This is a genomic window from Xanthobacter autotrophicus ATCC 700552 (assembly GCF_043194565.1).
In the GTDB taxonomy this organism is placed as follows: Bacteria; Pseudomonadota; Alphaproteobacteria; order Rhizobiales; family Xanthobacteraceae; genus Xanthobacter; species Xanthobacter autotrophicus_F.
In genome coordinates, this window is record NZ_JBAFVS010000005.1 from 161,775 (window position 1) to 185,917 (window position 24,143).

General features: G+C 67.2%; 25 protein-coding genes and 1 pseudogene. 17 read left to right on the forward strand and 9 right to left on the reverse strand.

Annotated features, from left to right (window positions below; genetic code table 11):
• Positions 1-45 precede the first annotated feature (45 nt).
• The 4 genes from V5F48_RS07415 to V5F48_RS07430 all read left to right on the forward strand — a co-directional run bounded on the left by V5F48_RS07415 (position 46) and on the right by V5F48_RS07430 (position 4,131).
• Positions 46-1,077 carry a DNA polymerase III subunit delta' gene (locus tag V5F48_RS07415; protein ID WP_394258182.1) on the forward strand — a complete coding sequence of 344 codons (1,032 nt, stop codon included), beginning with the start codon at positions 46-48 and terminating at the stop codon, positions 1,075-1,077.
• 61 nt (positions 1,078-1,138) lie between these two features.
• The gene (gene metG, locus V5F48_RS07420; protein WP_394258183.1) at positions 1,139-2,695 is read left to right on the forward strand and encodes a methionine--tRNA ligase; all 1,557 of its coding nucleotides are present in this window, start codon (positions 1,139-1,141) and stop codon (positions 2,693-2,695) included.
• Positions 2,696-2,877: 182 nt separating this feature from the next.
• Positions 2,878-3,384: a hypothetical protein gene (locus V5F48_RS07425; RefSeq protein ID WP_394258184.1), complete on the forward strand. Its 507-nt coding sequence runs from the start codon at positions 2,878-2,880 to the stop codon at positions 3,382-3,384.
• Positions 3,385-3,588: 204 nt separating this feature from the next.
• Positions 3,589-4,131 (forward strand): DUF2087 domain-containing protein, encoded by a 543-nt coding sequence (locus V5F48_RS07430; RefSeq protein WP_394258185.1) that lies wholly within the window; start codon positions 3,589-3,591, stop codon positions 4,129-4,131.
• Between the two features lie 10 nt (positions 4,132-4,141).
• On the opposite strand, the gene V5F48_RS07435 is transcribed toward V5F48_RS07430, so the two are convergent.
• A complete protein-coding gene (locus V5F48_RS07435; protein WP_394258186.1) occupies positions 4,142-4,723 on the reverse strand; it encodes a biotin transporter BioY in 582 nt (193 codons plus the stop codon).
• A 178-nt stretch (positions 4,724-4,901) separates the two neighbouring features.
• Between V5F48_RS07435 and V5F48_RS07440 the strand changes: the two genes are divergently transcribed.
• From V5F48_RS07440 to V5F48_RS07450, 3 genes and pseudogenes are all read left to right on the forward strand, one after another.
• Positions 4,902-5,684 (forward strand): TatD family hydrolase, encoded by a 783-nt coding sequence (locus V5F48_RS07440; protein ID WP_394258187.1) that lies wholly within the window; start codon positions 4,902-4,904, stop codon positions 5,682-5,684.
• A gap of 19 nt (positions 5,685-5,703) precedes the next feature.
• On the forward strand, positions 5,704-6,243 hold the full coding sequence (locus V5F48_RS07445; RefSeq protein ID WP_394258188.1) for a CoA-binding protein: 540 nt from the start codon (positions 5,704-5,706) through the stop codon (positions 6,241-6,243).
• A gap of 80 nt (positions 6,244-6,323) precedes the next feature.
• A pseudogene (locus tag V5F48_RS07450) lies at positions 6,324-7,614 on the forward strand (O-acetylhomoserine aminocarboxypropyltransferase).
• Between the two features lie 10 nt (positions 7,615-7,624).
• Here the strand turns inward: V5F48_RS07450 and V5F48_RS07455 are convergent.
• The gene (locus V5F48_RS07455; protein ID WP_394258189.1) at positions 7,625-8,518 is read right to left on the reverse strand and encodes a LysR family transcriptional regulator; all 894 of its coding nucleotides are present in this window, start codon (positions 8,516-8,518) and stop codon (positions 7,625-7,627) included.
• Positions 8,519-8,671: 153 nt separating this feature from the next.
• Here V5F48_RS07455 and V5F48_RS07460 point away from each other — a divergent pair, with 153 nt between their 5' ends.
• Complete coding sequence (locus V5F48_RS07460; protein ID WP_394258190.1) at positions 8,672-9,094, forward strand: CidA/LrgA family protein; 423 nt, start codon at positions 8,672-8,674, stop codon at positions 9,092-9,094.
• Positions 9,084-9,779: an LrgB family protein gene (locus tag V5F48_RS07465; protein WP_394110720.1), complete on the forward strand. Its 696-nt coding sequence runs from the start codon at positions 9,084-9,086 to the stop codon at positions 9,777-9,779. Before V5F48_RS07460 ends, V5F48_RS07465 begins: the two co-directional genes overlap by 11 nt.
• 83 nt (positions 9,780-9,862) lie before the next feature.
• On the opposite strand, the gene V5F48_RS07470 is transcribed toward V5F48_RS07465, so the two are convergent.
• The gene (locus V5F48_RS07470) at positions 9,863-10,957 is read right to left on the reverse strand and encodes a COX15/CtaA family protein (RefSeq protein ID WP_394258191.1); all 1,095 of its coding nucleotides are present in this window, start codon (positions 10,955-10,957) and stop codon (positions 9,863-9,865) included.
• Positions 10,958-11,211: 254 nt separating this feature from the next.
• On the opposite strand from V5F48_RS07470, the gene V5F48_RS07475 reads away from it, so the two are divergent.
• Positions 11,212-11,424, forward strand: coding sequence for a DUF2842 domain-containing protein (locus tag V5F48_RS07475; protein ID WP_394258192.1), 213 nt, complete (start codon positions 11,212-11,214; stop codon positions 11,422-11,424).
• 168 nt (positions 11,425-11,592) lie between these two features.
• On the opposite strand, the gene V5F48_RS07480 is transcribed toward V5F48_RS07475, so the two are convergent.
• From V5F48_RS07480 to V5F48_RS07490, 3 genes are all read right to left on the reverse strand, one after another.
• A complete protein-coding gene (locus V5F48_RS07480; RefSeq protein WP_394258193.1) occupies positions 11,593-13,065 on the reverse strand; it encodes a hypothetical protein in 1,473 nt (490 codons plus the stop codon).
• A 197-nt stretch (positions 13,066-13,262) separates the two neighbouring features.
• Complete coding sequence (locus V5F48_RS07485; protein WP_394258194.1) at positions 13,263-14,339, reverse strand: rhomboid family intramembrane serine protease; 1,077 nt, start codon at positions 14,337-14,339, stop codon at positions 13,263-13,265.
• Between the two features lie 47 nt (positions 14,340-14,386).
• Entirely contained in the window at positions 14,387-15,217 is an 831-nt protein-coding gene (locus V5F48_RS07490; RefSeq protein ID WP_394258195.1) for an enoyl-CoA hydratase, read from the reverse strand.
• 105 nt (positions 15,218-15,322) lie between these two features.
• Between V5F48_RS07490 and V5F48_RS07495 the strand changes: the two genes are divergently transcribed.
• From V5F48_RS07495 to rpsI, 4 genes are all read left to right on the forward strand, one after another.
• A complete protein-coding gene (locus V5F48_RS07495) occupies positions 15,323-15,769 on the forward strand; it encodes a PaaI family thioesterase (protein WP_394258196.1) in 447 nt (148 codons plus the stop codon).
• Between the two features lie 112 nt (positions 15,770-15,881).
• Positions 15,882-16,463 (forward strand): NAD(P)H-dependent oxidoreductase, encoded by a 582-nt coding sequence (locus tag V5F48_RS07500; protein WP_394258197.1) that lies wholly within the window; start codon positions 15,882-15,884, stop codon positions 16,461-16,463.
• A 206-nt stretch (positions 16,464-16,669) separates the two neighbouring features.
• Positions 16,670-17,131, forward strand: coding sequence for a 50S ribosomal protein L13 (rplM, locus tag V5F48_RS07505; protein WP_012116314.1), 462 nt, complete (start codon positions 16,670-16,672; stop codon positions 17,129-17,131).
• Position 17,132: 1 nt separating this feature from the next.
• Positions 17,133-17,615: a 30S ribosomal protein S9 gene (rpsI, locus tag V5F48_RS07510; RefSeq protein WP_394258198.1), complete on the forward strand. Its 483-nt coding sequence runs from the start codon at positions 17,133-17,135 to the stop codon at positions 17,613-17,615.
• 224 nt (positions 17,616-17,839) lie between these two features.
• Here rpsI and V5F48_RS07515 read toward each other — a convergent pair whose 3' ends face one another.
• A complete protein-coding gene (locus V5F48_RS07515) occupies positions 17,840-18,178 on the reverse strand; it encodes a hypothetical protein (protein ID WP_012116316.1) in 339 nt (112 codons plus the stop codon).
• Between the two features lie 76 nt (positions 18,179-18,254).
• Here V5F48_RS07515 and V5F48_RS07520 point away from each other — a divergent pair, with 76 nt between their 5' ends.
• Entirely contained in the window at positions 18,255-19,193 is a 939-nt protein-coding gene (locus V5F48_RS07520) for a histidine phosphatase family protein (protein WP_394258199.1), read from the forward strand.
• A gap of 190 nt (positions 19,194-19,383) precedes the next feature.
• On the opposite strand, the gene V5F48_RS07525 is transcribed toward V5F48_RS07520, so the two are convergent.
• Positions 19,384-19,575, reverse strand: a complete 192-nt coding sequence (locus tag V5F48_RS07525) for a hypothetical protein (RefSeq protein WP_282639591.1) — start codon at positions 19,573-19,575, stop codon at positions 19,384-19,386.
• A gap of 172 nt (positions 19,576-19,747) precedes the next feature.
• Here V5F48_RS07525 and V5F48_RS07530 point away from each other — a divergent pair, with 172 nt between their 5' ends.
• Entirely contained in the window at positions 19,748-20,857 is a 1,110-nt protein-coding gene (locus tag V5F48_RS07530) for an AI-2E family transporter (protein ID WP_394258200.1), read from the forward strand.
• Positions 20,858-21,045: 188 nt separating this feature from the next.
• Here V5F48_RS07530 and V5F48_RS07535 read toward each other — a convergent pair whose 3' ends face one another.
• Positions 21,046-22,731, reverse strand: coding sequence for an L-lactate permease (locus V5F48_RS07535; protein ID WP_394258201.1), 1,686 nt, complete (start codon positions 22,729-22,731; stop codon positions 21,046-21,048).
• Positions 22,732-23,045: 314 nt separating this feature from the next.
• Here V5F48_RS07535 and V5F48_RS07540 point away from each other — a divergent pair, with 314 nt between their 5' ends.
• A complete protein-coding gene (locus V5F48_RS07540; RefSeq protein ID WP_394258202.1) occupies positions 23,046-23,843 on the forward strand; it encodes an FCD domain-containing protein in 798 nt (265 codons plus the stop codon).
• The last annotated feature ends 300 nt before the right edge of the window (positions 23,844-24,143 follow it).

Sequence of the window (24,143 nt, forward strand, 5' to 3'; positions counted from 1 at the left end):
CCTTAGCCAGATCCCGAAGAACCGCGTCCCCAAGAACCGCGTCTTATGAGCGAGATCGTCTCCGGCGATATCCTGCCCGGCGCGCCCCATCCCAGGGATCAGGCGCGGCTGTTCGGCCATGGCGTGGTGGAAGCCGACCTGATCGGCGATTTCCGCGCCGGCCGGCTGCCCCATGCCCTGCTCATCGGCGGACCGGAGGGGATCGGCAAGGCGACGCTGGCCTATCGCCTCGCCCGCATGGTGCTGTCCGGCGGCCCGCAGGCCGGCGGTCACTCGCTGGATCTGCCGGTCACTCATCCCGTGTTCCGGCAGGTGGCATCCCAGAGCCATCCGGACCTGCTGGTGCTGCACCGGGTGCCGGAGGCGGGGGAGGAGAAGATCCCCACCGTCATTCCGGCCGAAATGGTGCGGCGGGTGCGCAGCTTCTTCGGCGCCACGGCGGCGGCCGGGGGCTGGCGCGTCTGCATCGTGGACGCGGTGGACGAACTCAACGCGTTCGGCGCCAATGCGCTTTTGAAGACGCTGGAGGAGCCGCCGCCCAAGGCGTTGTTCCTGCTCATTTCCCACGCGCCGGGCCGGGTACTGCCCACCATCCGCTCGCGCACCCGCCTGCTGCGGATGCGCCCGCTCGACAGTGCGGACGTGCTCGCCGCCCTCGATCACCTGAAGGAGGAGATGGCGGACCTCGACGCCGCCACCCTGCCGTCCGCCGCCGAGGCCAGCGGCGGCAGCGTGCGCCGGGCCATCGTGCTGGCACGGGGGGAGGGGATGGAGGTGCGCGTCGCCACCCTGAAGGCGCTGGAACAGCTCCCCCGTCCCCGTCCGGAGGACCTCCACGCGCTGGGCGCCCGCCTCCAGGGCGACCGCGCCGACGGGCTCGACCTCTTCATCGAGGCGGTGAGCGACTATGTGGCGGCCCGTGCGACGCAAGGCGAAGAGCCGCGCCACCGCCTTGTCCGCCTCGGCGAGGTATGGGAGAAGGTGCGGCGCAGCGCGCGCGAGGCGGATGTCTTCAATCTCGATCGCAAGGCGCTGGTGTTCCGTGTCTTTGCCGATCTCGCCGAAGCCGTGCGCTGACAAGCCGCCGCGACGCGCGGGGCCGGAGCCCTTTTCCGAGCCAGCCTGTTCCGAGCGCCCGATGTCCGCCAAGCCCCCCTTCTACATCACCACTGCCATTGCCTATCCCAACGGCGTGCCCCACATGGGCCATGCCTACGAGGCGATCGCGACCGACTGCATCGCGCGCTTCAAGAGGCTCGACGGCTACGACGTGCGCTTCCTGACGGGCACGGACGAGCACGGCATCAAGATGCTCCAGACCGCCCAGAAGGCCGGCCTCACCCCGCGCGAGCTGCTGGCGCGCAACGTGCCGCGCTTCGAGGCCATGGTGGAGGCATTCGACCTCTCCATCGACGATTTCATCCGCACCACCCAGGAGCGGCATTACGCCTCCAGCCAGGCCATCTGGGCGAAGATGGCCGCCAACGGCGACATCTATAAATCCACCTATGCCGGCTGGTATTCGGTGCGTGACGAGGCCTATTACGCAGAGGACGAGACCCAGCTGAACGAGCAGGGCGTCCGCCTCGGCCCCCAGGGCACGCCGGTGGAGTGGGTGGAGGAGGAGAGCTATTTCTTCCGCCTCTCTGCCTATCAGGACCGGCTTCTGGCCTATTATGCGGAAAATCCCGGCTTCATCATGCCGGAGGCCCGGCGCAACGAGGTGGTGAGCTTCGTGTCCGGTGGATTGCAGGACCTCTCCATCTCCCGCACCACCTTCGACTGGGGCATTCCGGTGCCCGGCGACGACAAGCACATCATGTATGTGTGGGTGGACGCGCTCACCAACTACATCACGGCGCTCGGCTATCCGGATACGCAGGCGGAGCTGTTCAAAAGGTTCTGGCCGGCGAACGTACATGTGATCGGCAAGGACATCATCCGCTTCCATGCGGTCTACTGGCCGGCCTTCCTGTGGTCGGCGGGGCTGGAGGCGCCGAAACGCGTGTTCGGCCACGGCTTCCTGTTCAACCGCGGGGAGAAGATGTCGAAGTCCGTGGGCAACGTGATCGACCCGTTCGATCTTGCCCAAACCTACGGCGTGGACGCCATCCGCTATTTCTTCCTGCGGGAGGTGTCGTTCGGACAGGATGGCTCCTACAGCCACGAGGCCATCGTGGCGCGCATGAATGCGGACCTTGCCAACGATCTCGGCAACCTCGCCCAGCGCTCCTTGTCCATGATCGCCAAGAACCTCGACGGCGTGGTGCCGCAGCCCGGCCCGCTGTCGCCGGAGGACGAGGCCATCCTCGCCCTGGCTGACGGCATGCTGGAGAAGAGCCGCGAGGCCATGGACGGCCAGGCCATCCACCACTATCTCGCCGCGGTGTGGAACGTGGTGGCCGAGGCCAACCGCTATTTCGCCGCCCAGGCGCCATGGGCCCTGTGCAAGACCGATCCCGCCCGCATGGCGACCGTGCTGTGGGTGACGGCGGAGCTGATCCGCGAGGTGGGCATCCTGGTGCAGCCGGTGATGCCGCAGAGCGCCGCCAAGCTGCTCGACCTCGTGGTGGTGCCGGCGGACGAGCGCGGCTTCGACCGGCTGGGCGCCGCCCACCGGCTGCCCGCCGGCCGCGTCCTGCCTGCGCCGGTGGGCGTGTTCCCGCGCTATGTGGAGCCGGAAACGGCGTCGTGAGCGCAAAACCGCGCGACGGGATGGATGCCGGACCCTAAAGTGTCCTATACGGGACCCTGATCGTGCCGATGCGATCGGGATCCATTTCGCTCATGCGCCGCATGGACTTAACCTTGGTCAGGCATTTTCATCACCAGGCGCGCCGAAAGCGCGCGGCAGTGGAGGCAGCGGGAGCCGTGCGGATGACGGGCGGAAAAGGGATCTCGGCGGTGGCCCTCGTGCTGCTTCTCGCGGGCTGTGGCGGCGAGCGGTACGACCGCGCTCCGCCACAGGCGTCCCTGGACCCCATCCCCCCGATGATGCCCGCCGAGCAGGCGCCCTTGCCGGAAGGCCCGGCGGTTCCCCGCATCGAGGTGAAGCTTCCGAACGCCGATCCGACCCTGGTGCGCGCGCGCATTTCCACCTCACGCCGGGCGCGGCAATACAACATCACCGTGGACCAGCCGGCCCAGCTGGTTGCCGAGAAGCGCCTGACGCCGGACGAGGCCCTGAAGCGCACCAACGGCCAGAGCCAGGACGCCGCCTTCCGGCTCGACTACATCTTCAACACCTCCGGTGGCACGGTCACCGTCTCGCTCGAAGCCTCCATCGTCTCCAATCCGGGACGGCCGGGCGAGTCGGTGCATCCCATCACCATGCCGGCCAGCGATGCCGACGCGCTCAAGCAGGAAATCTCGGCGTCCGGCTGAGGAGGTCGGGCTGACCGCGGCCGACGCCCCTTGCCGGGGCGGGGCAGGTGCGTGTACAAGCGCCCCCGGTCGGCAGTTCACCGAGGCGTCGCTGCCCCGAAAGGGGAGCTAAACCTGCCATTTTCCGTCGGCAGACACTTATCCCGTGCCGCGTCGTAAGCCAGCGACCAACGACTGAAAACCTCGGCACCTGAGGGATAGGTCATGTCCAGAACCGCATTTCCATTCGCGACACACGATGTTGCCGGGCTTGCCCGCGCGCTGGGTCGCGAGCTTGCCGCCAGCGAGAAGACGCCCGGCCACGTCGAGCTTTTAAACATGCTGGCGCGCTCCGCCGGCTATCGCAATTTCCAGCATTTCCGCGCCAACCATGCCGCCGAGGCGCGCCTCGCCAGCCAGCCGGCTCCCCCCGAGCCGGTGGACCTGAAGCGGGTCGAGCATGCCGCCAAGCACTTCGACGGCACCGGCCGGCTGGCGCGCTGGCCAGCCAAGGACAGCCGCCGCAGCCTGTGCCTGTGGGTGCTGTGGTCACGCATTCCGGCAGGCGAGACCTTCAACGAGGCGCAAGTGAACGCTTTGCTGCGGGACTGGCATCTGTTCGATGATCCGGCGCTGCTGCGCCGTTGCCTGTTCGACACCGGCCGCCTCTGGCGCACACCGGACGGTCGACGCTACCGGCGCATCGAGCAGCGACCGCCGGAGGAGGCGCTCACCCTCATCCGGCATCTGGGCCGGCGGCCCCACTGAAGGGTGCGCCTCAGCGCGGCCGCCCGGTCCCCGAGAGGCGCTCGACGAGGATGACGGTGGCAAGCGCCGCCACCGTCTTCACCACGGCGCCGGGAATGAAGGGCAGGAAGCCCTTTTCCAGCGCCGCCGCCGCCCCGACCTTGGTGGCGAGCCAGCCGGCGCCGACCACCATCAGCAGCAGATGGCCGAGGGCCAGAACCCCGAACAGGGGCAATGGCTTCAGCCGCGCCCAGTTTTCCTGCAACCAGCCCACCAGTAGCGCCGTGAGCAGGAAGCCGACGATGAAGCCACCCGACGGCCCGGTGAGCATCCCAAGCCCGCTGCGTCCGCCGGAAAACACCGGCAGGCCCATGAGCCCGGCAAACAGGTAGATCGCCACGGTCAAGCCGCCGAACTGCCACCCCATGAGCGCGGCAAGGGTGATCAGCACATAGCTCTGCAACGTGATGGGCACCGGCTGGATGGGGATGGAGACCTGCGCGCTCCAGGAAAGCAGCGCGACGCCCACGACAAGCGCGGCCACCGCCCAGGCGGCGGAATAATCGGCGAGCCGGGCGAGGGCGGGGCGGAAGGCGGGGGCAGGCGATGGCATGATCGGGACCCGTTGCGGCAACGCCCGCACAAAGGCCGAAGCCGCGCGCTCCGTCAACGCCGGAAGCCGTGGGTATCAAGCGCGCGGCGCCTGAGCGAGGCCCCTCGCATCACTCGCCCCACCTCGACGCGGCGGGGGGATGCGCTTATGTGAAGCCGACCTTTCGAATGTGAATGCCATGCTCGTCGACAGCCATTGCCATCTCGATTTTCCCGATTTCGCCGCCGAACTGCCAGACGTGGTGGGCCGCGCCGGTGCGGCCGGGGTATCCCATCTCGTCACCATCTCCACGCGGGTGCGGCAGTTTCCGCAGATCCTCGCCATCGCCGAGCGATTCGATCAGGTCTCCTGCTCGGTCGGCACCCATCCGCATCAGGCGGCGGAAGAACTGGACGTGACGCTGGGCGAGATCGTGGCCCTTTCCCGCCATCCCAAGGTGGTGGCCATCGGCGAGGCGGGGCTCGACTATCACTACGACACCAGCCCCCGCGCCGCACAGGAGCAGGGCTTCCGCACCCATATCGCGGCGGCGCGGGAGACCGGCCTGCCCCTGGTCATCCACGCCCGCGAGGCGGACGAAGATGTGGCGGCCATCCTGGAGGAGGAGAGCGCGAAGGGCGCCTTCCCCTTCCTGCTCCACTGCTTCACGGCGGGGCCGGACCTGGCGCGCCGGGCGCTGGCGCTGGGGGGATACATCTCGTTTTCCGGCGTGGTGACCTTCAAGAAGAGCGAGGATTTGCGCGCCATCGCGGCCAGCGTCCCGGCCGACCGCATCCTGGTGGAGACCGATTCGCCCTTCCTCGCGCCGACGCCCTACCGCGGCAAGCGCAACGAGCCCTCCTTCGTGCGCGAGACCGCCAAGGTGCTGGCGCAGGCGCGGGGCGAGGCGTTCGAGGACTTTGCGCAGGCCACCACGCGGAATTTCTTCACTTTGTTCTCCAAGGCGAAAAGCCAGCCCTGACTTCAAGAGGACGCGCCCGGTGAACCACGACCGCTACGACGATACCTATATCCGCGCCATCCTGTCCGAGGTGCGGACCATCGCCATCGTGGGTGCCAGCGCCAATGCGGCCCGGCCGTCCTATTTCGTCATGAAATACCTGTCCGAGCGCGGCTATCGCGTGTTCCCGGTCAATCCGGGGCAGGCGGGCAAGACGGTGGCGGGCCTCACCTTCGTCGCCACGCTGGCCGACGTGCCCGAGCCCATCGACATGGTGGACGTGTTCCGCGCGCCGGAGCATGTGCCGGCGGTGGTGGCCGAGGTTCTCAAGCTCGATCCGCTGCCCAAGGTGCTGTGGACCCAGCTCGGCGTGCGCAACGACGAGGCCGCCGCCAAGGCCGAGGCCGCGGGGCTCAAGGTGGTGATGAACCGCTGCCCCAAGATCGAATACGGCCGCCTCTCCGGCGAGATCGGCTGGACCGGGGTGAATTCCCGCACCATCTCTTCCCGCAAGCCGCTGCGCCTGGGGCAGGGCGTGCAGCGGCTTTCCATCGCACCGCGCGGACCTAAAAGTTCATAAAAATAGTCGATTTACTGTATTAAATAAAAATCCACGCCGACTATCACGGATCGGCGTCATGCCACTGGGAGACAGCGCTTATGACCGACGAGACCAGCGCGCCGCACGAGCCGGGCTTTGCCACCCTCGCCATCCATGCCGGGGCGCAGCCGGACCCCACCACGGGCGCACGGGCGACCCCCATCTACCAGACCACCTCCTTCGTCTTCGACGACGTGGACCACGCCGCGGCCCTGTTCGGCCTCCAGACCTTCGGCAACATCTATTCCCGCATCACCAATCCCACCAATGCGGTGCTGGAAGAGCGGGTGGCGGCGCTGGAAGGCGGCGCTGGCGGTGGCCTCGGGCCATGCGGCGCAGCACCTCGTGTTCCATACGCTGCTGACGCCGGGGGATGAATTCATCGCCTCCCGCAAGCTCTACGGCGGCTCCATCAACCAGTTCAACCACGCCTTCAAGAGCTTCGGCTGGAACGTGGTGTGGGCCGATCCGGACGACATCTCCTCCTTCGAGAAGGCGGTGACGGCGAAGACCAAGGCCATCTTCACCGAGAGCATCGCCAATCCGGGCGGCGTGGTCACCGATATCGCCGCCATCTCGGCGGTGGCGAAGAAGGCGGGCGTGCCGCTCATCGTCGACAACACGCTGGCGACGCCCTACCTGTGGCAGCCCATCAAGCACGGCGCCGACATCGTCGTGCATTCGGCCACCAAGTTCCTGGGCGGACACGGCAATTCCATCGGTGGCGTGATCGTGGACGCGGGCACCTTCGACTGGTCCGCCACCGACCGCTATCCGTTCCTGTCCAAGCCGCGGCCGGAATATTCCGGCATGGTGCTGCACGAGACCTTCGGCAATTTCGCCTTCGCCATCGCCGCCCGGGTGCTGGGCCTGCGCGATCTGGGCCCGGCGCTTTCGCCCTTCAACGCCTTCCTCATCCTGACCGGCATCGAGACGCTGGGGCTGCGCATGCAGCGGCACAGCGAGAATGCACAGAAGGTGGCCGAATATCTCGCCGCCCATCCCAAGGTGGAATGGGTGAGCTATCCCGGCCTTGCGAGCGACCGCTACCATGCCCTGGCCAAGCAGTATCTGCCCAAGGGGGCCGGTGCGGTCTTCACCTTCGGCCTCAAGGGCGGCTACGAGGCGGGCGTGAAGCTGGTGTCGAGCGTGGAGCTGTTCTCCCACCTTGCCAATATCGGCGACACGCGCTCCCTCATCATCCACCCGGCCTCCACCACCCATCGCCAGCTGACGGACGAGGCCAAGGTGGTGGCCGGCGCCGGGCCGCAGGTGGTGCGCCTGTCGGTGGGCATCGAGGACGTGGCCGACATCATCGGCGACCTGGAACAGGCGCTGGCGAAGGTCTGAGGGGGCACTCTCAGCCGGAGCCTTCGGCGCCATAGACCTCGCGCGTCAGCTCCAGCCACGCGCGCGCGGCGTGGGACAGGTAGCTGCCCTGCCGCCAGACGATGGCCATCTGCCATTGCGTCCCCGGCTCGTCGAGCCGGGTGAGGGCGACGGAGGGCGTTGCCCGTTGCTCGGCGATGGTGCGGGGCAGGAAGGCGATGCCGAGGCCCGCCCCCGCCAGTTCCACGATGAAATCGATCTGGCCACTGCGCGCCGCCACCTGCGGGGCGAAGCCGTTGCGGGCGCAAGCGTCCTCCAGCACCTGATTGAGGGCGAAGCCGCCCTCGAACAGGATGAAGGGGGAGGACGCCAGCGCCGCAATGCCGGTGCTTTCCGCCCCGGCCAGCGGGTGCGCCTTCGGCAGCACCGCCATGAGGGGTTCGCGCCGCACCGGTTGCGCCTCGAAGACGTCACGCACCGGAATGAGCGAGCCGGCGAGTTCCACCTCGCCTTCCAGCAGCATCTCCTCCAGCCGCTTCGAGCCGTGCTCGGTGAGGCGGATCTCGATGCCCGGGTAGCGCGCGCGGAAGATGGCGAACAGCGGCGCGAAGAGGGTGCTGGCGCCCAGCGGCGGCAGACCGAGGCGCAGGCTGCCGCGCCTCAAGCCGCGAAGGTCGTCCAGCTCGGCCACCAGGCCCTCGCGCTCCGCCAGCAAGGTGAGGGCGCGGCGATAGACGATCTCGCCCGCCGCCGTGAGCTGGCTGCGATGGCCGATGCGGTCGAGCAAGGGCACGCCCAGTTCGTCTTCCAGCTGCTTCACCGCCTTGGAGACGGTGGGCTGGGTGGAAAACAGCGCCTTGGCGGCCGGAGAGAAGCCTCCCTGGCGCACCACCTCGACGAAGACCCGGAGCGTGCGGAGTTCCATTCCTATTCCAATATGGAATGGACTTAATTCAGTCAATTCATTTTCATCATACTGCATTGCATACTATGTTGCCGGCAATGGCACTTCCGGTGCCGAACGGTGTCTGCTCCCATGTTTGCCCCCATATCTTCACATTCCTTGTCCCGTTGGCCCATGTTGCGCAACATGCTGCGCAGCATGGGTGTTACGCTGCATCGCAGCATGATCCTTCAGATCGCGGTTCTCGCCGGCTTCTGGGCGGTCGGGGAAGCGACCGTGCGGCTCACCCACCTGCCTCTGCCTGGCGGCATCGTCGGCATGGTGGTGGTGTTGACCCTGCTCGGCACCGGCCACATCCGGCCCGCCGTGGTGCGGCGCGGCGCCGGCTGGTTGTTGGCCGAAATGCTGCTGTTCTTCGTGCCGGCGGTGATGGCAATCCTCGACCATGGCGAACTGATGGGCCTTGTGGGCCTCAAGATCGCCGCGGTGATCCTCGCCGGCACCGTCACGGTCATGGGCGGCACTGCCCTGGCGGTGGACCTGTGCTACCGCTGGCGTATGCGCTTGGCGGCGCCGGAGGCGGGCCATGCTGCGTGATCCGCTGTTCGCCGCGCTGTTCTGGTCGGCGGTTACCATCGGCTGCTATGCGGCGGCCCGGCTCGTCGCCCGGCGCTGGCGCTTCTGGTGGACCTCGCCGCTGCTGCTCACCCCGGTGGCGGTGGGCATCGTCGCCCTCAGCCTTCACACCGGCTATGCGGACTATATCCGCGGCACCCACTGGCTGGTGCTGATGATGGGGCCGGCGACGGTGGCCTTCGCCATTCCCATCTATGAGCAGCGCGCGCTTATTCGCCGCCAGTGGCCGGTGCTGCTGGTGGGCGTGCTGGTGGGCTCCACGCTGGCCATGTCCACGGCCTTCCTGCTGGCGGACCTGCTGGGCCTGTCGCACACTCTCCAGCTCAGCCTGATGCCGCGCTCCACCTCCACGCCCTTCGCCATGAGCGTGTCCAGCGACATCGGCGGATTGCCGGACCTCACGGCGGTGTTCGTCATCGTCACCGGCATCTGCGGCGCGGCGCTCGGGGAGCTGGTGATGAAGCTGATGCCGCTGCGCTCGTCGCTGGCGCGCGGCGCCCTGTTCGGCATGGGTGCCCACGGCGCCGGCGTTGCCCGCGCCCACCAGATCGGCGGGGAAGAGGGGTCCATAGCCGGCTTGGTGATGGTGCTGGCGGGGTTGTTCAACGTGCTCATGGCCCCGGTGGTCGCCGCCTTGATGGCCTGAGGCTTGGCGCCAAGTCCTCACAGGACGAATCAACTTGAATGGATTCGGCTAAAGCCCTGAAATAAATCAGAACCTTCCCGATCCTATCCCTTCACCAGCCGAAGCTTCGGCGCTGCGGCCTCGGTCCGCCCGGAGGACAGCCCGCCCAGATGCAGCGTGGCCACCACCAGCACCAGGGTGGCACCGAATTGGTGGGCCAGCGCGAGATCGATGGGCACCTGATGGATCAGCGTCAGGACACCCAGCATCGCCTGCGCGGTGACGAGGGCGAACAGCACCCACGCCCGTTGTGCCGCCGCACCTCCCGCTCGCCGTGCGTCGAGGGCATGGAGCAGTGCCAGCGTCCATAGGGCATAGGCGATCATGCGGTGGTTGAACTGCACCGTCAGCGCATTCTCGAACAGGTTGCGCCAGAACGGCTCCGCCGCCGCCAACTGGGCCGCGGGGGGAATGAGATGGCCATCCATGAGCGGCCAGGTATTGAAGGCCATGCCGGCATCGAGCCCGGCCACCAGCCCGCCAGCGAAGATCTGCACCAGCACCAGCACGACCAGCGCCCACGCGGTGGCCCGCATGCGCCCACTCACCACCTGACGCGGTTCGGGCGACAAAGAGCGCGCGACCGCGACGATGGCGGACAGGATGATGCAGGCCAACGTCAGGTGCACGGCGAGGCGGTATTGGCTCACCGAGACCCGCGCGGTCAGCCCCGACGCCACCATCCACCAGCCGACCGCGCCCTGAAGGCCACCCAGGACGAACAGGACGAGGCATTTGGCCAACAGCTTTCCGCGCAGCACGCCGCGCCAGGCGAACCAGAGGAAGGGCAGCAGGAAGGCGAAGCCGATGACGCGGCCGAGCAGGCGGTGGCCCCATTCCCACCAGTAGATCTGCTTGAAGGCTTCCAGCCCCATCCCCTTGTTGAGGATCTCGTATTGGGGAATGGTTTGGTACTTGTCGAACTCGGCCTGCCAGTCCGCCTGCGAGAGCGGGGGCAGGGCGCCGGTGACGGGCTTCCACTCGGTGATGGAGAGGCCCGATTCGGTGAGACGCGTCGCGCCGCCCACCACCACCATGGCGATGACGAGCGCGGCGACGGCATAAAGCCACAGGCGCACGCCGGCCAGACCGGGGCCGCGGCGGTCGCGGGGGAGCGTGATGGCCTCGACGTGCGGCATGTGTCCCTCAGCTTCTGTGCCATCGCGGGGGCTGGAGCAGGGCTCGGCCAGGCCGATCCGTCGGCGATCCCGCGATGCGCGCAAGACCAATGATCGCATATTCCGCCGGCAGGACAGGCGCCTTGGCGGGAACGTGCTCTGGCCCCTTGGGTCCGATCCGTTATAGAGGGCGCATATGGCGCGCAAGGGCGCGGGTGCCGCATGCCCATGGGCGCGCACCGCCCTGCGGCGGCGAGACGAGGGAGACGAGGTCCATGCCCCAACGCATCCGCAAGCTCATCGGCACGGTGCTCTTGCTCCTGCTGGTGGTGTTCTGGGCGCTGTCCGCCATGGCCCTCGCCCAGGGGCGGGTAACCCAGCTTGGCTGGTTCCTGCAGTTGATCTCCTACACCCTGCTGGGTGCGCTCTGGGTCATCCCCGCCGGCCTGTTGATCCGCTGGATGGAGCGACCGGACCGAAAGGTCTGAAATTAAAATAGCATTTTATCTCAATACATTATTGCACTTTGCTTAAGTGATCTGTGAATCTCATCCCGCCAATATGCTGCATAGCAGCATTAGGGGCGTGGGTGCTTGAGGTTAGATGATTAGCTGGCTTAATAAAATTATTCGCCGGCTATGGTTATGGTTGCAGCCTTACGCGGCGCCGGCATAGCGCAGCGGCGCGTCGCGGTGGCGCAGGGGCGCGGCCAGGGCGTCGAGGGTCGGCAACGGCGACGCGTCGCCTTCGGTCTCGTCGCCTCCATCCTGCGGCACGGCAAGGCACAGCATCACCACCCGGGCGAAGCGCTGCTGTGCCAGCGCGTCGAAGCTTTCCACCGCCGCGGTGGAGGGGGCGGTGTCCGCCGTCAGGCACACCACCAGCGGATCGAGGGCGGCCAGCCTGGCGCCGCCGTCAGCGCCGGACAGGCTCGGCGCAGCGACCACCACATAGTCATAGGTGCGCTTCAGCGCCCCCAGCACCAAAGCGAGGCGCTCGGCCCCCACCACGAACGATCCGGCGCGCGCATCGCGTCCGGGCGGGATCACATGGGCGCGGGAGCGGGCATCACGATGGATGGTCTCGCCGAAGCCGGCGACACCGAACAGCAATTCGGACATACCCGGAGCGAAGGAATCGGGAACCAGCGAGGCCAGGCACCTGGAGCCGCCGTCGAGTGCCACCAGCGCCACGCGCGCCTCCTCCGACAGTCGCCGGGCGAGGGCGATGGCGATGGCGGCCGAGGCCTCCGGCAGGTCGTCGGAGCTGAGAATGACGAGGGGCGATGCGCCGGACCGCGTCAGCTGGACGGCGAGGCGGGCCACCGCCGGCTCGATCTGAAGCCCGCCCTCCGGCCCGCCAAGCCAGGCGATGCGATGGCTGCCCTTGAGTTCCAGCGGCAGGTCGGTGCCGTTCAGCGGACCTTGGGCTTCGGGTGCGGCGGCGGCATTGCGCTGGGCGATCAGCAATGTCAGGGCGGCCGCCAGCAGCAGCCCGAGCGCCAGCGGCCGCGGCGGATCGGGCAGGAACGCGACGCGCGCCGGCTCCCCCCGCCGCACGGCGGGCAAGACAGTGGGCAAGACAGTAGGCAGGACCGCGAGATCGTCGGTGGCAACGCGCGTCGTCGCGTCCAGGGCGAGGAAGGCGGCCACGTAGGCCTCCGCCGCGCGCAGGGCCAGCCCCGGCGTCGGCGCCGACAGGGACAGGCTCAGGCCGCGCCCGCCGTTGATGGTGGTGACGGCAAGATCGTCGAGCAGCCGCCAGGCCGCGCGCACCTCTTCCGGACGCTCCTGCGCCTCCGCGCGGGCGCCGCCGAGCTGGCGCCAGAGGCCGACGGCCAGCCGCGCGCGGTCATCGGGGGCCAGGCGGCGGGCGGCGTCATAGGCAAGCTCGCGGGAGGCGAGCACCTGGGCCACGCCCCGCGCGGCGGCGGCGGGCGGCTGGGTGCCCACATCGAAGGCGATGGTGGTGGTGGCGGTGAACTGGAGCGGGAAGAAGCTTGCGACAACGGCCAGGAGAAACGCGAGCCACGCCACCTGCCAGAGGCCGGGGCGCCATGCGCGAGCGTCCGCCCACCCTGCGGCGCGGGCCTCAGCCACATCCGTGTGCGCCACGTCCGTGTGCACCATTGGGCCGCTCTCCCCGGAGCCGGACCCGTCGCAGCCCACAAGCCGCCCCGGACCGTCCCGAACCTTCGAGGCAGGGACCGTTTCTCCGGCCGGAGGTGTGAGCACCCCGGCCGGAACGGCCCCACGCTGGCGGCGCGAGTCGCACCAGCCTGCATCAAGTTGAGCGGATTATGGTTGATGGTTGGTAAACGAGACTGTCAAAGCCCCGCCTTGCGGCTTCGTTCGCCCCTCATGGCAGCGGCCTGAAAACCGAGGTCTCGAATCCCCCTCTCAATGGTCTTGCGGGAGAACGCGAGAGAGCCGAACAGGACGATGAGGGCCGCCACCACCGCTGCCAGACCACGATGGCCGCATACCGCATCCAGCGCGGACGGGCTGACAGAAAGTGCGGGGCAAATCGCATCGACCCGAAGGTCGACCAGAGCAAGCACGACGACAGCATTCAACAGGGCAAGACCGAATGGAGCGATGGCGAGGCCATGACGCATGCTGAGCAGCACGTCCACCCCCTTGATCACAAGGGCGAAGACGAGAACGCCGGCAACCACCTCCGCCACTCTCGGACCGGTCTCGGAAAGAGCTGGCAGAGCGGGGGCGAGCGCCACTGAGGCGAAAACCAGCACCAACAGATTGAGCTTCACCGGCTCGGGGAACTTGCAACGCAGCCATTGCCCATTGGCCCGCTCCACAAGATCGATAACGGCGCAGGCGACAAGGCCGGCGGTGAAGCCGCCCAGATGCGCGCCCCAGTCAATCTGCCGAGCACTCACGGCCAGCAGAATATTAAGGCCGATATTGGCGACGAAGAAGCTCGCGGACAGCTCGATCTTGCCGAGAATCCAGAGGCAGAACAATGCTCCGAGAATGCCCGAGGTCGCCCCCGAGGCCCCCACTGTGAGGACTTTCGCGCCCTGATGCGAAGCCCCGCTCACAAGGCCGCCGACCACGATGGATAGCGCATAGATGATCAGGAAATAGGTTGCCCCCATGCGCTTTTCGAGGTGGCCACCCCACAAGGCAAGGCACAGCATGTTGGCGGCAAGGTGCAAAACTCCGGCATGCAGGAAGCCGTAGGTCACAAGGCGCCAGTACTCTCCCCGAGCGACGACCAGGGGATCAAGCGCGCCCGCTTTCCAGAATTCGACAGGCGGTGGCACGACGCCGCCGTTGCGGGAGAGCATGAGGGCGAACACCAAAACGTTCGCCGCGATCAGAAGATAGGTGAAGGCATGAGGTTGCTCGAAAAACCCCTGCCCTTGCCAGCGCAGTTTCATGATCCGCCCCCTGCGGCGCCCGGTGGTGCTGAAGCACCGGGTTTTTCTTAGCAGTCCTCCCAGCTGGGTGCACGCTTTGCGAGTACCGCGGAGATGCCTTCGTCGGCGTCGCGGGCCAGCATGTTCTCGGCCATCACGCGGGAGGCATGGGCATAGGCGTCGTCGAGACCCATCTCCAACTGGGCGTAGAAGGCGGCCTTGCCGAGCTTCACCGGCACCTGGGACTTTTCGGCGATGCGGCGGGCGAGGGCCTGCGCCGCGGACAGCGCCTCGCCGGCCGGCACCACGCGGTTGACGAGGCCCATGCGGCGCGCCTCCTCCGCCTCCACCCATTCGCCCAGCAGCAGCATTTCCATGGCGTGCTTGCGCATCAGGTTGCGCGAGAGCGCCACCATGGGGGTGTGGCAGAACAGGCCGATGTTCACGCCCGGCGTGCAGAAGCGCGCCTTCTCCCCGGCCACGGCGAGGTCGCAGCTGGCCACCAGCTGGCAGCCGGCGGCGGTCGCCATGCCTTCCACGGCGGCGATGACCGGCTGGGGCAGGCGGACGATGGCCGTCATCAGCGTGGCGCAGCGCTTCAGCACATCCTCGAAATAGGCCCGGCCCCGATCGGCGTCGCCGCGATGGGCCTGGATCTCCTTCAAATCGTGGCCGGCGGAATAGACCGGACCTTCCGCGGCCAGCACCACGGCCCGCACGGAAGCATCAACCGCGACGGCGGCAAGGGCGGAGGTGAGCGCCGCCATCATCGCCTCGGAGAGGCTGTTGCGTGCGTCCGGCCGCGCCAGCGTCAGCGTCGCGACCCCGTTCTCACAGCTTGTCTTCACGACCGCAGACGCCGCGCCGGCGACGGGGTGGGCCGATGGTTCAGCCAACATGGGTTTGCGCTCTCTTCTGTTTGACCTTCAAGGTCCTATCCTATTCACAGGAACCGAGCGGCGCGAGCCGGTCACAAACGCATTCCCGGACAGGAGATGAATGGCATGGACGCGGCGCGCGGTGCGGTGATGTCGGTGAAGGAGTTGCAAGCCTTCCTCACGCTGGAGTTTCCCCAGGCATTCGGCCCGGGCAAGCCGCACCATGTGGAAAGCGTGGGCCGCAACGTCGCCACCGTCCGCCTTGATGCGGACGAGAGCCACCTGCGCCCCGGCGGCACGGTTTCCGGCCCGGCCATGATGGCGCTGGCGGACGTGGCCATCTATGTGGCCCTGCTGGGCCAGATCGGGCCGGTGGGACTTGCCGTGACCACCAACCTCTCCATCAATTTCCTGCGCAAGCCGGCGCCGGGGCCCATGTTCGCCGACGCGAAGCTGATCAAGCTCGGCAAGCGCCTTGCCGTCGGCGAGGTGGGGCTGAGGGGGCCGGGCAGCGACGACCTCGTCGCCCATTGCGTCGCCACCTATTCCATCCCCGATCGGCCGGAAGCCTGATCCCGGTCAAGGACGCCGCGGTCCCGACCCGCTAGAGACGGACGTTCCGATCGGATTGCGACGCAATCTCGCTGGAACCTGCTCCAGGGGTGGCTCAAAGGAAGAGGCGGCCATGGCGACCATCCTGATCATTCAGGGGCATCCCGACCCCGGCGGCGGCCATCTGTGCCACGCGCTGGCGGACGCCTACGCGGCCGGCGCTGAGGCGGCCGGCCACACGGTGCTGCGGGTGGAGGTGGGTGGGCTCGATGTGCCGCTGCTGCGCAGCCAGCACGATTTCCGCCATGCCCCGCCGCTCCATGCCCTGTCCCCCGCCCGCGCGGCGCTGGTGGAGGCCGAGCACGTGGCCGTCTTCTTCCCGCTCTGGCTCGGTGGCATGCCGGCGGTGCTCAAGGGTTTTCTGGAACAGCTGCTGCGGCCCGGCTTCGCCTTCGATTATCTGGAGGATGGCGGCACGCGCATGCTGCTGGAGGGCCGATCCGCCCGGGTGGTGGTGACCATGGGCATGCCGGGGCTCATCTTCCGGCTGTGGTATCTGGAAGCTGGCCTCGCGGCGCTGACACGCAACATCCTGGGCTTTGTGGGCTTTTCGCCGGTGCGGGCCACGGTGCTCGGCGGCGTCGAGGCGGCGGGGGAGGCAAAGCGCCGGCGCTGGCTCAGCCGAATGGATGCCCTGGGCCGCGCCGCGAGATAGGGGCGCAAGAGCGGGCAAGGCCATGGGATTATAGGTCGTTTTTTGATGGTGTTATCGCACCATTTTTATAACTTATTGTTTTTCATCATGTTTTAACGCCTCCGAAACATTGACGGATGCGCGGGGCTCCACTAGAAGCCGTTCATCGCCGGATCGCGATTGGCCGCAAGGCCGTCGCGACCGGCCTTCTTATTCGGAAGCATCCCATGAAGACGTATTCGGCCAAGCCTGCCGAAATCGAAAAAAAGTGGGTGGTGATTGACGCCAGTGGCCTCGTCGTAGGCCGGCTCGCGACCATCATTGCCATGCGCCTGAAGGGCAAGCATCTGCCCATCTACACCCCCCACGTGGATTGCGGCGACAACATCGTCGTAGTGAACGCGGAGAAGGCGGTGTTCACCGGCCGCAAGAAGGACCAGAAGGTCTATTACCATCATACCGGCTTCCCGGGCGGCATCAAGGAACGCACCGCGAAGTTCGTGCTCGAAGGCCGCTTCCCGGAGCGCGTCATCGAGAAGGCGGTGGAGCGCATGCTCGCCCGCGGCCCGCTGGGTCGCAAGATCATGGGCAACCTGCGTGTCTACAAGGGCCCGTCCCACCCGCACGAGGCCCAGCAGCCGGTCGCCCTCGACGTGGCGGCGCTCAACCGCAAGAACGTGAGGAACTGACATGGCCGAGGTTCTCCAGTCCCTCGACGCTCTCGGCGCGGCCAGCGTTGCCGCCGTCCAGCCCGAAGCCCCCGTGCATGTCCAGAAGCTGGACAAGTTCGGCCGCGCCTATGCCACCGGCAAGCGCAAGAACGCGGTGGCCCGCGTGTGGGTTCGCCCCGGCACCGGCAAGGTCACCGTCAACGACCGGGACATCGAGGTGTATTTCGCCCGTCCCGTGCTGCGCCTCATGATCAACCAGCCCTTCCAGGCGGCTGCGCGTGAAGGCCAGTACGACGTGGTGTGCACCGTCTCCGGCGGCGGCCTCTCCGGCCAGGCCGGCGCAGTGCGCCACGGCATCTCCAAGGCGCTCACCTATTACGAGCCCGAGCTGCGCACTCCCCTCAAGAAGGGTGGCTTCATCACCCGCGACAGCCGCGTGGTCGAGCGCAAGAAGTACGGCCGCGCCAAGGCCCGTCGTTCGTTCCAGTTCTCCAAGCGCTGATCGCGCGCGGAACGTTTCGATCTCGATGCGAACGGCGGGGCCAGGCCCCGCCGTTTTCTTTTGTGCGCCTTATGGTGTCGGGGTACGCCAGGCGACCGCTCCGGCCAAACGCAAATGGCCGGGACGAGCCCGGCCATGCGCACCCAACAGGAAATGGAGAGCGCGCCACCGGGAGGGATCGGCGCCCGTCAGAAGTCGGGACGACGTCAGAAGTCAGGATGGCTTCAGAAGCTTGGCGTGTCGCCGTCGAGCGGGCTCCACTGGCCGTTGACGGTCGGATCGCCGGGCGGGCCGGAGCCGTAGCCGCCCGAAAGATCCGGCGGGAACACGTAGTCGTTGTTGCGGTCGTTGCCGATCTTCACGTCGGGGCGGATCGCGGGGCCGGGACCGGGATCAAGATAATTGCCCTGCGGAATGACCGGCAGCTGGATGACGCGGGGCGACACCTGGATCCGCTGGCCGGACGAATAGGTCTGGGCCGAAGCCTGCACGGCCGCCGCCGCCATAATCGCCAGCAGCATCGCTCCCGCGGTGCCGTTCGCTCCCCAGCTCACATGCGCCATGATACCGTCCCGCATCCCGCCGAGCGAAACCCGCCGGCTGCCGCCTTGAAGCACGTTCCCGCCGGGGTGTGAAGGGGTGTGCTGGCGCCAGCGCCAAGGCATTGGAGGACGGCACCAAAGACAATTGCCTCCGGCGCGGCGGAACGGCATTTTCTCAGCCAGGCTCGAACGGCGGCCCGGTGCGGCGCGCCCGGTGCGGAGGTCAACACCGATGCGGTTCAAGCGCATGGCGGCCCGGCTCCTCGCCGGGATTATCCTTGCGGCCAGCACGCTGCCCGCCTTCGAGGCCCAGGCGGCGCCGGCGCGCATCATCCTGTTGCGGCATGGCGAAAAGGCCGGCCCCTGGCAACTCTGCGCCCTCGGTAACGAGCGAGCCCGCGCGCTGGCGGCCTATTATCTCGGGCGCAACGCGCAGAAGTCCCTGTTCCGGCCTGGAGAAACGCCGAAGGCGATTCTCGCCATCTCCATGCACACGCTGGATACCATCTCCCCCGTGGCCCAGAGCTGGGAGATGCCGGTCATCTTCTACAGCGCCATGCCGGAGCCGAGGGGCGACGGCTTTCACCTGAGCGACAAGCGGCTCGGCGCGCGCACGCGTGAAGCGGTGCGCGACATGCTCACCAAGCCCGAATGGGCCGGGCAGACGCTGGTGGTGAACTGGGAGCACGACCACATTGCCAAGGCCGACCTGGATCACGATCGCATGGCTGCGGCCCGCGATGCGGCCAAGGATTTGAGCGAGCCGGCGGAGCGGGTCACCCTCTATGACCTGCTGCGCCTCGATCGGCTCGCCGGGGTGCCGTCCACGTGGCCGAGCGACACCTACGACTATTTCTGGATCATCGATTTCGATGCGCAGACCGGCCAGCCGTCGGCCTTTACCATGATAAAGCAGGCGTTCGGGCCGCCGTTCGCCCATATCCCGCAAAACGACTGGGGCAAAAGCGACTCGGGCAAAAGCGACTCGAGCAAGCGAGAGGCCGGCGCGCCGGCCGCACGCGCCGGCTGCACCTGAGCATCTTCGCACCGTCTGCGCCCGCGAGCCGGGCTCCGGAGTGCGCCTCGATAAAGGGCCTGAAAAAACAAGCCAGAGGGCTTGCGGGCGGAGCCGGGAGCGACAGGGCGTGCGAAGACCGTCGGACACCGCCCATGTCGGCCTCCGCACCTGTCTGGTCCGCGACAGTCCAGGCTTGTTGATTGCCGGCTTATTTCTTGTACTTGCGGATCATCATATCGATAGCGGTGGTGGATTCCGACACGTTCAACCAGTTTTCCGCCTGCTCGTCGTTCTTGAATTCCCGGCCCAGATTGATGGGCTCATCATGTCCCGGCACGTGCAGGAAACAGGCCCACTTGCCATTGGGCAATTTATCCACGGTGACCTTATGGTCCGACATGCTGCGATCCTCGCCTACGCTGTATTTGCTTCACGGGGCACAGGCGCAATACGGCGCGCCCGCCGCCCGGCCACCCCGATGCAATAGCCCGGCCAGAGCCGGCGGATCGGTGGCTTGACCACCGCCTTCTGCAGGGCCACCACTGATACAGATCGGGGGAGGGGAGGGCGAGATGGACGAGATGCGCGCGCGGCTGGACAGCCCGGAGACCTTCGAACCCTTGCTCCGCCTTGCGCTCCGGTTCGGGACGCTGGCCCTTCTGTTCATCTGGTGCTTCACCATCATGAAGCCGTTCCTCACCCCCATCCTGTGGGGGCTCATCATCGCCATTGCGTCCCATCCGCTGTTCATTCGCCTCAGGGCCGCGGTCCACGGCCGCACCGCCGTGGCGGCCACGCTCTATGTGCTGCTGGCGCTCGCGCTGCTGGTGCTGCCGGCCTATCTCCTCGCCGATACGCTGATCGTCAGCCTCAAGCTGCTGGCCCACCATCTCGCCGACGGCACCCTGCGCGTGCCGCCGCCGCCGGAATCGGTGCGCAGCTGGATCCTGGTGGGGGATCCCATCCACCGGTTCTGGCTGCTGGCCTCCACCAATCTCGACCAGGCCTTCGCCTCCATCACCCCGGAGCTCACCTCCATGGGGCGCTCCATGGTCTCGGGCGTGTCGGACGTCCTCCTGGGCTTCCTTGAATTCATCATCGCCATCTTCGTGGCGGCGGCCCTCATGGCCAATGCGGCGAGCGGACAGAGGATCGCCGGCGACGTGGCCATCCGGCTCGCCGGCGAGGGCGGGCGCGGCTATGCCGACCTTGCGGTGCGCACCATCCGCAGCGTCACCAAGGGCATCATCGGCGTCGCCCTCATCCAGGCGCTGCTCGCGGGCCTGGGCTTCCTGGCGGCGGATATCCCGGCCGCGGGATTGCTGGCGCTATTGTGCCTGATCATCGCCATCGTGCAGCTGCCGCTGGTGCTGGTGCTGCTGCCGGTGGTCATCTACGCCTTCACCATCCTCGATCCTGTCCCCGCCGTGGTGTTCGCGGTGTGGTGCACCGGCGTGTCGCTGATCGAGCACGTGCTGCGGCCGCTGATGCTGGCGCGGGGGGTGGATGTGCCCATGCTGGTGGTGTTCATCGGCGCCATCGGCGGGCTGCTCACCTCCGGCGTGCTGGGCCTGTTCGTCGGGCCGGTGGTGCTTGCCCTCGGCTACACCCTGGTGCTCGCCTGGCTGCAGGCGGCGCCCCATGGCGGCGGTGTTGAGCCGGTTGAGGTGGAGCGTCTTTAGAGCGTTTTCGAGCGAAGTGGATACCACTTCGCGTAAAGAAAACGCGTAAACTCAATGACATATAGCACGCGCCGATCAGCCCGCGGGCTGATCGGACACCGCTTCCTCTGTCCCTGAGTTCAGGCCGGCGGCTTCGTCTGCGAACCGGTTCCGCCGGCGCGAGGGGCGCGCCGGCGGAAATGCGTGGGTCAGTGCGCCGCTCCCGGCAGGATCACGGTGGGGACCATGCTGGTGAAGGGCGGCAGATAGGCCTGGGCCATGATCAGCAAGCCCACCAGCACCGCCAGCGCGATGGAGTGGAAGAAGACGTAGCGCAGGATGGAGCCCTCGTGCCCGTACCACTTGGTGGCGGTGGAGGCGACGACGATGGACTGGGCGTCGATCATCTTGCCCATCACGCCGCCGGAGGAGTTGGCCGCGGCCATCAGCACCGGGTTGAGATGGAGCTGCTGGGCCGTGATCTTCTGCAGGCCGCCGAACAGCACGTTGGACGCGGTGTCCGAGCCGGTCACCGCCACGCCGACCCAGCCGAGCAGGGTGCCGAACAGCGGGTAGAACCAGCCGGTATGGGCAAAGGCGAGGCCCAGCGTGGCGTCGAGGCCCGAATAGCGGGTGACGAAGCCGAGCGCCAGCATGCAGGCGATGGTGAGCAGCGAGTAGCGGATCATGTACAGCGTCTTGCCGTACATCTTCACGAGGCCGGCCGGGCTGTAGCCGAGCACGAGCCCCGAGACGATGCCGGAGAGCAGGATGCCGGTGCCGGTGGCGGACACGAGGTTGAGGCTGAACACCGCCGCCTCGGTATGGGGCGCGGCCACCACCGGGGGCACCTTCTGCACCAGCTGGTGCAGGCCTTCCACCGGGAACTTGGCGACCCAGATGCTGTCGAAGAACGCCTTGGCCTCGGGCACGCCCCAGATGAACACGAAGACGGAAAGGATGATCCAGGGCAGCCAGGCCTTGAACACCGCGCCCGGCTTCTGGGCCTCGGCGGCGGGCATGTGGCCGGTCTCCTCGAGGTCCTTGGAGGACCAGTCGCGGGGCGCTTCCGTCATGGGGCGCTTGGGCTGCCATACGCGCAGGAACAGGGCGAGGGCGGCCATGGAGGAGATGGCGGCCACCACATCCACGAGCCACGGACCGTGGAAGTTGGAGACGAGATACTGCGGCACCGCGAACGATACGCCCGCCACCAGCAGCGCCGGCCACACTTCCAGCATCTTGCGGAAGCCGACGAAGGCCCAGATCAGCCAGAACGGCACGATCAGGGAGAAGAACGGCAGCTGCCGGCCGATCATGCCGGAGAGCTGGTGCAGGTCGAGCCCGGTGACGGCGGCGAGCGCGATCACCGGGGTCCCGAGGGCGCCGTAGGCCACCGGTGCGGTATTGGCGATAAGCGAGAGGCCGGATGCGGCCAGCGGCGAGAAGCCGAGGCCGATCAGCATGGCAGCGGTGACCGCCACCGGGGTGCCGAAGCCCGCCGCGCCCTCGAAGAAGGCGCCGAACGAGAAGGCGATAAACAGCAGCTGGAGGCGCCGGTCGTCCGAGATGCCCCGGATGGAGCGCTGGAGGACATCGAACTCACCCTTCTCGCTGGTGAGCTGGTAGAGGAAGATGACGTTGAGGATGATCCAGCCGATGGGCATGAGCCCGAAGCCGGCACCGTAGAGCGCGGACATCCCCGCCATCTGCACCGGCATGCCGAAGGCGAACACGGCCACCGCCAGCGCGCTGGCAAGGCCCAGCAGTGCCGCCAGATGGGCGCGCATCTCGAAGATGCCGATGGCGCCGAGCAGGACCACGACCGGTACGGCCGCGAGCAACGTGGACAGCAGCATGCTGCCCATGGGGTCATAGATTTGAGACCAGATCATCGGGTGCCCCTCCAGCCTCAGGGCAAGCGGGGGCATTCGGATCCGCGGTGCGGCCCGTGCCTTCTTTGCTGCCTCTGAGTGGTGTTTATAGGTATGTGAATATGCAAACGACCGCGGGCGAGCCTCGGTCAATCTTTTCCTCCGGATATGACAGTCTGGTCTTCTAATGAACCAGTTACGCAATTCCGGTAAAATACTTTGACCACATATGTCAACTGGAGAAATCTCTTTCACCGCCACAAGGCGCCGGCTAAAATCAGTTCAAATCGCAAGAAGGCCGCTAAACTCTTGATTCTCCATAAGCGGCAGAACAGATGGGCAGGATGATCAAGGACGGCATCAAGGGCGCCAGCGCCGCCGAGAGCACCGCGCGCCACATCGAGGAACTGATCGTGGAGGGGGCATTGCGCCCCGGCGAGCCGCTGCTTCCGGAACGGGAGATGGCGGTGCGCCTCAACGTCTCGCGTCCCACCTTGCGACAGGGCATGAAGATGCTCGAAGACAAGGGCCTGCTTGTCGCCGACACCAACGGCAGCCGGGTGGTGGCCCCCCTCGGGACCAGCTTCACCGACCCGCTGATCGATCTCCTGTCGTCCGGCGAGGCGGTGACGGGAGATTATCTTGAACTGCGCACGACCCTCGAACGCATGGCCGCGACCCTCGCCGCCACCCGCGCCAACGACGTGGACCGCGCCATCCTGCGGGAAGCCATGGAGCGCATCGACAGCGCCCACGGCGAGGCGGATGCGGGCGACGAGGCGGAAGCCGACGTGGACCTGCACCTCGCCGTGTACGAGGCCAGCCACAATCTGGTTCTGCTGCACATCATGCGCGCGTTGTCGGGCATGCTGCGCAAGGGCATCTTCCACAACCGGGAAAAGCTCTATGCCCGGCCGGAGGTGCGCGATGTGCTGCGCGATCAGCACCGCGCCATTTACGAGGCCATCATGGCGCGCGATCCGGACGCCGCCGGCCGCTGCGCCGAGGCGCACATGAGCTACACCCAGCGGGTCATCGCCGAGATCGCAGCCGCCGATGCGCGCCTCGAAATCTCCCTGCGCCGCATCGAGGGCGGCGGCATCGCGTCGCGCGCCGGCAAGCCCCGCGGCTGAGACCAAGCCCTGCGGCTGAGGCTAAGCCGTGTGGCGTGCACCTGGTTTTGCGAGCGATCGTGCCACCGATCTCGTAACCGCCGCCGCGCGCGGGGGCGGCATCATTCCTCCGGAGCACTCCCCAAGATGGCGAATCGGGGATAAGGTCCGTCCATCTACCTCACTTGCCGTAATTAAATACCGCCAATAAGTAGATGAGGGACTTGCCGCCCGGTACCGATTGTTTTCGCGGTCGATAACGCTTCGCAGCGCCTGCCTCTCCACAGATGGCAGATGCGTGACGGGATGGTATCACTGAAA